Source organism: Pseudomonas baetica, from assembly GCF_019733355.1.
GTDB classification, from domain to species: Bacteria; Pseudomonadota; Gammaproteobacteria; order Pseudomonadales; family Pseudomonadaceae; genus Aquipseudomonas; species Aquipseudomonas baetica_A.
The window spans coordinates 61441-70441 of the sequence record NZ_JAIHLQ010000037.1; the positions used below are offsets into that span (position 1 = coordinate 61441).

At 56.2% G+C, this 9001-nt stretch carries 11 protein-coding genes and 2 pseudogenes; 6 read left to right on the forward strand and 7 right to left on the reverse strand.

Annotated features, from left to right (window positions below; all coding sequences use genetic code 11):
* Positions 1-316: 316 nt before the first annotated feature.
* The 3 genes and pseudogenes from K5E40_RS26665 (at position 317) to K5E40_RS26675 (ending at position 2204) form a co-directional block, all read left to right on the forward strand.
* Positions 317-1048 (forward strand): annotated as a pseudogene (locus tag K5E40_RS26665) (hypothetical protein).
* Positions 1048-1641, forward strand: coding sequence for a hypothetical protein (locus K5E40_RS26670; protein ID WP_221733342.1), 594 nt, complete (start codon positions 1048-1050; stop codon positions 1639-1641). Before K5E40_RS26665 ends, K5E40_RS26670 begins: the two are co-directional and overlap by 1 nt.
* Positions 1642-1820: 179 nt before the next feature.
* Entirely contained in the window at positions 1821-2204 is a 384-nt protein-coding gene (locus K5E40_RS26675) for a DUF3742 family protein (RefSeq protein ID WP_221733343.1), read from the forward strand.
* Positions 2205-2213: 9 nt separating this feature from the next.
* On the opposite strand, the gene K5E40_RS26680 is transcribed toward K5E40_RS26675, so the two are convergent.
* The 5 genes from K5E40_RS26680 to K5E40_RS26700 all read right to left on the reverse strand — a co-directional run bounded on the left by K5E40_RS26680 (position 2214) and on the right by K5E40_RS26700 (position 6776).
* Positions 2214-3758 carry a conjugal transfer protein TraG N-terminal domain-containing protein gene (locus K5E40_RS26680; RefSeq protein WP_221733344.1) on the reverse strand — a complete coding sequence of 515 codons (1545 nt, stop codon included), beginning with the start codon at positions 3756-3758 and terminating at the stop codon, positions 2214-2216.
* A 10-nt stretch (positions 3759-3768) separates the two neighbouring features.
* On the reverse strand, positions 3769-4077 hold the full coding sequence (locus K5E40_RS26685; protein WP_221733345.1) for a hypothetical protein: 309 nt from the start codon (positions 4075-4077) through the stop codon (positions 3769-3771).
* A 3-nt stretch (positions 4078-4080) separates the two neighbouring features.
* The gene (locus K5E40_RS26690) at positions 4081-5463 is read right to left on the reverse strand and encodes an integrating conjugative element protein (RefSeq protein ID WP_221733346.1); all 1383 of its coding nucleotides are present in this window, start codon (positions 5461-5463) and stop codon (positions 4081-4083) included.
* Positions 5460-6416 carry a TIGR03756 family integrating conjugative element protein gene (locus K5E40_RS26695; RefSeq protein WP_221733347.1) on the reverse strand — a complete coding sequence of 319 codons (957 nt, stop codon included), beginning with the start codon at positions 6414-6416 and terminating at the stop codon, positions 5460-5462. Before K5E40_RS26695 ends, K5E40_RS26690 begins: the two co-directional genes overlap by 4 nt.
* A 105-nt stretch (positions 6417-6521) precedes the next feature.
* Entirely contained in the window at positions 6522-6776 is a 255-nt protein-coding gene (locus tag K5E40_RS26700) for a helix-turn-helix domain-containing protein (RefSeq protein ID WP_128593176.1), read from the reverse strand.
* 170 nt (positions 6777-6946) lie between these two features.
* On the opposite strand from K5E40_RS26700, the gene K5E40_RS26705 reads away from it, so the two are divergent.
* The 3 genes from K5E40_RS26705 to K5E40_RS26715 all read left to right on the forward strand — a co-directional run bounded on the left by K5E40_RS26705 (position 6947) and on the right by K5E40_RS26715 (position 8557).
* The gene (locus K5E40_RS26705; protein WP_221733348.1) at positions 6947-7204 is read left to right on the forward strand and encodes a LasR-specific antiactivator QslA; all 258 of its coding nucleotides are present in this window, start codon (positions 6947-6949) and stop codon (positions 7202-7204) included.
* Positions 7205-7577: 373 nt separating this feature from the next.
* Positions 7578-7826, forward strand: a complete 249-nt coding sequence (locus K5E40_RS26710; protein WP_221733349.1) for a hypothetical protein — start codon at positions 7578-7580, stop codon at positions 7824-7826.
* A complete protein-coding gene (locus K5E40_RS26715) occupies positions 7823-8557 on the forward strand; it encodes a hypothetical protein (protein WP_221733350.1) in 735 nt (244 codons plus the stop codon). Before K5E40_RS26710 ends, K5E40_RS26715 begins: the two co-directional genes overlap by 4 nt.
* Positions 8558-8592: 35 nt before the next feature.
* On the opposite strand, the pseudogene K5E40_RS26720 reads toward K5E40_RS26715, so the two are convergent.
* A pseudogene (locus K5E40_RS26720) lies at positions 8593-8880 on the reverse strand (conjugative transfer ATPase); the annotation flags it as partial.
* 32 nt (positions 8881-8912) lie between these two features.
* Positions 8913-9001, reverse strand: an 89-nt coding sequence (locus tag K5E40_RS26725) for a transposase domain-containing protein (RefSeq protein WP_221733352.1), incomplete at its 5' end; no start/stop codon positions are given.

The following is a 9001-nucleotide window of genomic DNA, read 5'->3' on the forward strand; positions in this document are numbered from 1 at the left end:
AGTAGGCGTTCATCACCGTAGCAACGGCCATCGTGCGAGCCACCGAACGCTAATCGCACTTGGGGAGAACCATCACCGAAGTGACGTAGCCTTGAAGGTTCTGGCTACCTGGGAAAATGCTGTCGATAACAGCGATCCGTACCTCGGGTTTAGCCGAGCTGTTCGCGAATAGCAACGAGATAAACCAACGCGTTAGACGAACTGAGTCTACTGAAAGCCAGCCTTGTTTTTTCGACCGGATTGACTGACAAACGGTTAGGCTTGGAGCGCTACCGGCAAGCTTCTAAAGGGCGTGATACTAGGGTGATGATGTTCAATGAAGTTGTATGAAAATGTGGTTATCGGAAATTTTCTCTACGGGCTGGGGTTCGCTCTTGGTTCACAGCTGAGATCCGGTCAGTTACCAAGCATGGTGAACTTGCTTCAACAAACGCCAGACGATAAACGATTGGGGGATTTGCTGATGGCATTCCCTGGCACAGTACGTTTGATCGAGTTTAAGACTGAGGCTAACAAGTCAAAAAAAGAGGCTGGTCGTCACCAGTTTCTATCTCGAATTTTTTCCGAAAAATTGGACGAATTGCCTGACCTGCCAGGTACTTCGCGGCGGGTGCATTGGTACATCGAAACGGCGCCTCTTCCCAGCGCTGCACTGTCGGCACGCATTGAGCCCTATCTCGATGCATTTGGCGAAGGCGCCAGGCAACGGCCTAAGTCAAGCGAGAGGTTCCAAAATTTTATCGAGGAGCTGGCTGCTGGCATTCTGCAACGCAGATCGGCTGAGATCACAAGGGCTGAGCGCGACTACATCGATCTGGTGCGGCTTGCTCAAGGGCCAGAGGAGACCGGAACAGGCGGGTTGGTGCTGGTGGCCGGCAGCGGTTGAGGTCTGCATTTCGCCGCCTTACAGGATTTGATGGATTTGAACCTGTCCCACAAATAATGGATCGAGTACAGCCAGGAGCGATATCTTTCCCTTCAGAAAGAGATGAAGCAACCAGATCACGAGATGCCCGATCTAAAAGGTCCAACTTTAGGAAGATATTGATGGCCGGAACAAGTCAAGAGCAAGCGCACGATCGAAATTTTCAGGCCCTCTTTGGCGCGGCTCGCAAAGTTCTCGAAGCTGTAGAGATCGATGAGAGCAAGTCTCGACGGGCTACTGAGGCGTTGCGTGAGCTGCAGGATAGCGTCGAAAAGAAGCTGGTTCGACTGGAGGCGGGCGTCAAACAGAGCATCGAGAGTTCTGCACAGTCAACTGCGAATCAAGCCGCTGAGCTGTTGAGCAAGAGATTCACGGAGGCAGATGCTGCCGCTCAGCGGGCTGCTGAACCGTACAACATGGCAGCAAAGAAATTGAATAGCAGGCGTTGGCTCTACTTCCTGTCGGCGCAGGCTACGATCCTTACATTGGTAGTAGTGTCTCTCTATCTTTGGGTGCCGTCGTTAGACGAAATAAAAGCGCGTCGAGGCGAGGTGGCGAGGCTGGACAAATTAGGCAGTCGGGTTGAGTGGTCGAAATGCAATGTTGGGAATGGTCAGACGCGCGATTGCATACGCACGGACGAATCGGAGCATGCGGACTTTTTCGAAGACCGCACAAAAAAGGGCAAGACCTATCGCATACCGAAAGGTTACTAGCCGTTTACGGATCCTATTCTTGGCGGACTAGGATATGGGGGTTGTTTTCAACGCGCAGCCCATATCAACGCTCGCGGCGCCGTCTGAGCAAACTGATAAACGGTCAGATATGGACCGCTTTCAGTAGTAGGCTAATACTCTTGCCTCAACCATGAAAACGCTCAGAAGAGGGCAAGACCATGCCGACTCAGCAACCTGCTCAAAGTTCACGTGCCCACCGCTGGGCGTACGCCTGTGGTCTGTCGGTGAAGCGTGGTTACCGTAAGGTGAAAGCGTTTGAATCCCGCGTGGTTGAGGGTGCGGAGACGTCAGGAATGCCCGCAGGTAAATTACTTGTTCGCGGGAGTTTTCTAGTTATCAAGTTGGCAATAGCCGCTGGACTCCTTCTAGTTAGCTTATGGTTCACAGTGTCGGTGATGATCCTTATTGTCTTGTGTTGGGCCATCGCCAATGGAACGCCTATCAAACCTAAGGATGCTCTCCGGTACAAGGCATATGGCGACCCATATGGTGAGTATGAGTATGGCCGCGCACCCGGTCAGCCTGATTTAAAAGACCTGTAGTCGAGTTCTTCACCCCTTCCTTAAGGCCTTTCCAGCAGACATCAGAGCTCCAGCGCCCCTTGCACCAGCGTCCTGCGCTTGAGCTGCTCCTTTGCTAAGCATGCCGTCGGCAATTGAGCCAACGCTATATCCTGCCCAGCTCATTGCAGCCAAAAACAACATCGGAAGCACGACGAACATTGCCCCCATCACGTACTCGATCACCTGCGCGGTGACAGTCCCATCCATAAACCCGGACGTAGGCAGCGACAACAGCACTTTATTGGAAGCCGAAACCTGGTTGTACAAGGTATCGAGCATGCTGGAGTCGACCCAGCGAGCCAGTTCCCACCAGAAGCTCAGCATGTGTAAGGTGAACAGCGCGAACGTCACCGTCATGACGGTCTTCAGCTGGTAGGTACTGACCAGCAGGATCAGCGGCAAGCTGATGATGACGCCCATGATCAGGAACGCCTGCACCATCGGCAAGGCGGCGCGTAGTGCATTCATTGCCGGGAAGTTGCTGAAGGAACCGAGGGCCAGCCCGGTGTTGGTGGCCAGATTATTAAGCCCCTGATTGATCGAGCCGCCGCGGGCACTGGAGCCATAGTCTTGGTACACCTGTCCGGGCGACATGGACATCGATTGCTGGCGCGGGCTGACCAGCTCACGTAGGGTGGCATCGTCGATCTTGTTGCTCGAGCGGCCAGTCAGCCAACCTTTCAACTGAGTCAGCAGCGAGGGATCGACCTGCTGGATCAAGCGCTCGCGCAACCCAACACCGCTATCACTCCACCATTGCTTGCAGGTGGGGTAGCCCGCGCCATTCTCCAGCCGAGGTAAGGAAACATCGCGGCTTTCGTCATACGGCCAACTGATTCGCGGTGTGCGTGAACGATCCGTGTCGTAGTAGCCGGGCGCGTCGAGAAGATAGCTTGAGCCGATCCAGGACGCGTCGTGACTTTGTGCCTTGTCCAGTTGCGGGCGATTGGTAAACAACCGAGAACGGGAATAGCCATAACAGTCGCGGGTGAAGTCGGCAACTTCCTGCAGCAGTACCTGACTGTCGATGCGCGAGCTGTCGATCTCCATGCGCATCTGTCGGATATCCGGTGCGCAGGGGATGGAGGCGGTGGCCGCCGCGGTTACCCCTTTGCTCAAGGCATGTACCAGAAACCACCAGATCGGTACGTTGGCGGAGCGTTCGCCGATAGTATTGAAGGTGGTCGCCCAGGCGGTTTCCGTCGGTTGGGCCACACTAATACCGCAGCGCTGGCTCGCCACATCATCGAACGTCATTGACGAGAGGCTCAACGGAAAGACCGGCGCGCAGCCGAACAACACCACGATGTAGGCCAGCCACAATCGGTTCTCAATCCGCGGTACCGACAATAGTCCCTTGTTGCCTTCATCCGCGCCTTGCTGACGGGCCGACAACCATTCTTGCAAGATGATTGCTCCAAAGGGCGCGGCGAACAGTCCGGTGTCGGACAGGACGCTCCAGAGGCCGTTGTTGATGATCCAGGCCAGCAGGGAGAGGTAAAACTCCAGGTAGCTGTTGGTGCTCATGAGCATGGTGGTGACCTCACAGTCGGGTGAGTTCGACGAAGGTAAAGAGCAAGAGCCCTAATGCCCCGATGCGTTTTACGCGCAGTCGATCCTGTGGTCGATGTCGGTGGCGCCGAAGCAGATCCAGCCACAGCGCAAAGAGGGCGCCGTAGAGCAGGGCACGCCACCACCGCAGATAGGGCCGTACGGATTCGAGTGCCTGCTGCCAGGCCTCGAAACTACCCAGTGCAGTGCGGCCGATCCATGCAACGAGTGCGGCGGTCAGGATCATCACCGCGGCAATCCCCAGACTCGAAAGCAAAGTGAATAGCGGTGAGCGTTTCATGGCTCACTTGCGCCTGGCGTCAGCATCATTGAGTCGACCGGGCTCGGGGTCGCCTTGCTCGACGGTACGCGAAGCATCGGCACCACCGGCATGCCGGTCGAGCGCCAGGCTGGCGGTATTGGTGGCCAGCATCTGCCGGACCTGCAGTTCGGTCTGCAACAAGCGTATTTCGCGCTCCAGAGCGTCGATGTTTTTCGTCAAGGCGGTCTGGGCTGGTTCGGCGGAGGCGATGTTCGGTTCGTGACTGCCCGCCAGTAGCGTGCGCAGTAGCAGCAGTGCCTTGTCGAGTACGCTGGACAGGGCCGTCTCGCTGGCCAGGCGTCGCGCCAGCAGATCCTGGTCGGGATCGTCGCGCAAGGCTTCGATCACGCCACGGGTCACCGGCAGCATTGGGCTGGAGGCTTTAGCCAGATTGTCAGGGGTAGGCGACAGTGAGCCGGACAGCAGCCCTTGTAGGGCCTTGAGACGTTCGCTGTAGGCCTCCTGGATCAGCGGTGTCAATCCGCTGCCAGCGGTCGCACGAAGGGTTTCGCAGGTGTCGCAGGTCGAGACTTCGCTCTCGCCCAACACGCGAACGGCCCATTCGGATTCCTCTTGGGGCGAGGTCCATGTCTGGCAAATAGCCCCGCCTAAGCAGTCGCTGCTACTAATCGAGGTGCTGTCATCGACCGACCGGTTATGCAGCAGGTTATAGCCCGCGTGCACCACATCGGAAGTCACACGAATGGGCGTCTGCCCGTTACCTCCGGCCTTTGAGCCGCCGACCCAGGACATTCCATTGTTGCCGTTATGGGTCTCGGTATTTTTCACCGCCGCCACCGCATCACCGCCGGTTTGCTCCAGATTGCCCTGCATCTCCTGGTTCTTGGCCAGCGCGCCCCAGCCGGCTTGACCGACCTTATCCGCCATCTTCTCGGCCATGGCTTGGCAGGTCAGTTTGGAACGATCGAAGTCGATACGCCCCTGCATCACCCCGTTACTGAGCAACTCATAGAGGCCGGGGTTGGCGCGCTGGATGATCAACGCCGGCAACGACATCACCGCCTGGGTCGCGCTCTGCACGACGCTGCCCATGATCTGCTGGAAACCTTCAGTGACGCCGTTCAGCTGGTTTTGCAGGGTATTGGTGAGGCTCATGTTTCCGCACATCATGTTCGCTCGCCAGGACCCGCCGACACCGAGACCACTGGGTCGGTAGAGCGAGCTCGGTGAGCCCACTGCCGAGCCGCCACCGATGGTATACATCACCCGGTCGTCGAGCACTTCGCCTTGAGTGCCAAGGCGGTAATCGCCCTCGGCGGCGTGGGCATGCGTGGCAATGGCGAGCAGTCCGTAAAGCAACAGACTCACCACGGCAAGCCACGGTCGCGCGAGAAGCCGACTCATGAAGCACCGCCTTCGAAGTCGATGCTGAACAGGAAGGTCTGCCCCTCACGTTTGCAGCAGCTATAGGGACGCCACAGCGACCAGGCGTAGCCGCCATCCGTGCTCTGTACCGGATCGCTGGGGAAGATGGCGCACGTGGGCTGAATCTGGGGGGAGAGCAATTGCCATCTGTGGGTTGATGCGTCGTTTTCAACGATAGGACCAGGCGGCCAGTAGCCGTCGCGTGGTGTGGGTGTGAGCGGTACATACACATGCGGTTGCCAGTTGCGGGTAATCACATCGCCGGCCCGTTGCGCCATGACTGCGGCTGCCTTGAAGTCGTCGGGCTGTACCAGAAAACCCTGACGGGGATAGACGTTGCCCCACATGTTTCCCGAAGCCTGCCGACCGATTTCACGAACGCCTGGCATGAGCGATTCTGGGTATAAAACTTCCGGAATGCCATGGCGCCAGGCCAGAGAGTCCAGGGTACTCAGGTAGTAAGGCATGAACGCAGCTGCACCGCTGGCGCAGGCATAGCCGGATTGCGAAGCCAGTTGCGCTGCGATCCAGCCACCGGGGTGGCCGATACCATCGACGTTCTTGAAGCGGGGCAGGTTGTCGCGGCGGGTGTTCGGGGTGATCAGGTTGCCGCCACCTTCCGCACCGCTGATCGGAGAGGAGAGGGCGGCCATCTCGGTCCATGGGTTATTGCCCGTGGTGGCGTAGCTCGAGACCACCAGTTCAGGAATGAAATGACGAACCTTGGTCGAGGTTTTGACTGCACAGCCGAAGGGCGTGCAGAGCAGCCAAAAACAAATGCCGACGACCCTGTATTCGAGACAGCTTGGAGAAAGCACGGAGGACGTGATGCTGCCGGTGTCCAGCGCCATGCTTGGGCCGCACGCCAGCAGAACGCTCAGCGCCAATGGGCTTAGCTTTGTAGGTGGGATTGACGAGCAGGCAACAGGCATGATCCAGGCTCTTGGTGTATGGCCTGGACAGGTTCGGTTAGGGACTGAAGACTGTCAGTGGAAATTATGAAGGCGGATCTATCGGGTTTATGAAACGTGAGACTATTATTTGACGTGAAGGGCGCTGCGCAGGATATCGGGTTCTACAAGTAACTGATCTGCGGTAATTTCGAAAATATTGGCGAGCTTGCACAGGACCAACAGCGACGGATTGCCCGTGCATCGTTCGATTTGACTGACGTAGGTGCGATCCACCTCGGCCATGAGCGCGAGCTGCTCTTGGGTAAGGTTTTTCACGCGTCGCATCCAGCGGATGTTTTCCGCCAGCTGCAGACGAAGCTGTTCGTAGTCTTGAGTCATGCGCGCAAATTGCGCCTTGAGGGACTCTCAATCCACGGGATATAGTCTACATTGGTATTGATCTACGCCATTTGAGGCTTATGCCTGTTATCGAACGTTCATTTGGTGTCGTTAAGCTTTTCGAGGCTGGGTCCAGCGTCTAACAATAAAATCAGAAATCTAGGGTGTGTATGGACGAAAACTACATTTCAATTCCCGCGGCGGATGGTTGCCCAAGTCTTCTGACACCTTGGGGCAGCGAATTTTCGCCGATGATCGAGCGTGGTGTGCAATGCGCCCAGGCTTGGCTTGAGGTAACGACCGATACTCCTTTGTGGTGGGAACTGGCTCAAACCCGCAAGACGTTTCCTGTCGGTGACTGCCAAGATGCTTTTGAAGCCGGATTCTTGTTGAGGATTCAGCAACGGCTTCGGAGCGTGTCACAGTAACCCTGTTGCTTATGGGCGATTGCATCGTCTTGATCGCCCGTTTGCACTCAATCTGACCACAATGGCACAGACCAACTGATTGCAGTTTAAGAACGCTTGTCGTTTCTAGCTGGCGCGTTTTTGTCCAACGTCTGAAGACTTGGTGGGAGATAGCGCTTCCCTTATTTGGGCGCTGCACCAAGGGCGGCACTTGTTTCAAAATGCCACCGATCATGCATCGAGCGTGAAAATCTCTTGAAAGGTATGGTTCCAGACGTCATTCCTCTAGAATGGGGCTAACAGAAGTAGCTTTCGCCCTGTTGCAAACAGGTTTACGTAGCTAAGATTCTGATTAAGTGCAGATTCTGCACGCTCTGAGAACGTGGAGCGCGATATGAAAGCCAAACGAGTGTTGAGTGACGATCTGGTGAGCCGACTGGAGGATAAGATCCCAGTCATGGCTGAAGGCGCCATCAATACTGCATATATCAACGCGCTGGCTGCAGGCCGCAGTGTGATGGAAGTCGTGAACGGCATGCTTGTTGAAACGACTGCCGACGGTAAGCACAAGGTCATTCGGGTGGCCAAACCCAAGCACAAAGTGACTCTAGGTGGCGTAATCAAGGTGCGCCGCTGCTCATGACCGTCCCTCGGTTGAGGGTCTTTGCTGGACCCAACGGCTCCGGCAAGAGCACGATGAAAAGTGCCATTCCTTCCCACCTGATCGGTATCTACATTAATCCGGATGAAATCGAGAAGGCTGCCAAAGAGAGCGGTCGTCTGGAATTCAGTGATTTTCAACTGGAAGCTGAGAGTGATGAGGTCCTCTGTTTCATTATGGAGCATCGGCTGGTCAGGTCCGCTCGGCTCGACGAGGAGGCGGCCAAAATAGGCTTTAGCAGCAACGGTCTGAATTTCCAGACGGTCGCGATGAACTCCTATTTTGCCTCCGTGCTCTCTGACTTCATCCGGAACAAACTCCTCGAAGACCAACTGTCTTTCACCTTCGAAACGGTGATGTCTAGCGATGACAAAATCGCTTTTATGCTCAAGGCAAGAGAGTCGGATTATCGAACCTACCTCTACTTTGTGGCAACTGAAGACCCTGATATCAATATCAACAGGGTCAGGAACCGTGTCGCGGCAGGTGGGCACCCAGTTCCCACAGAAAAAATTGTTCAGCGCTATGGCCGTTGCTTGAGCCTGCTGCCTGCGGCTATTGCAGCTTCGAGCCGGGCCTACATCTTCGATAACTCTGGTGCCGACCTGGTGCTGCTGGCCGAAGTTACGGATGGGACGGACCTTGAGTTCAAGGTTGATGAGGTCCCTGACTGGTTCATGGATGCCTACGTTGAAAAGGTGTCCAACGGTTAGCTGCCGGATTGGCCAACGCTGGGGCCACTACTCCCTTATATGGGCTCTATTCCTCGTGCGCTATCGATCCGTTCAGCTACCTGGTAAGCCGCTTCCAACTCCGAGCAGCCATTGTCCTGCATCAGTGTCCAGCGCTCGGCTTTTTCTTCGGGTTCCGTCATGGCCAGGGCGAGGTAAAGACTGGGTGGCACGGCTCGAAACAGCGTCTCGAGCTTTTTCGACAGCACCACTCCCTCGGTGTATTTGCCTGGCTCCTTGCTCGCGGAGAGCAACAGGGCTTTCTGCGCCGGCGTGAGCTTCTTGAACCGTGCGATCTCCTCAATCGTAAGCGTCTGCCCAACTCACGTTGCGTAAGTCAGACAGATACCCACTGATGCGGCAGCAGTTGGTCGATCTCACTCGCCCGTTGCGTCGGCAACCGCGTCAGCACATCTTTGAGATAGG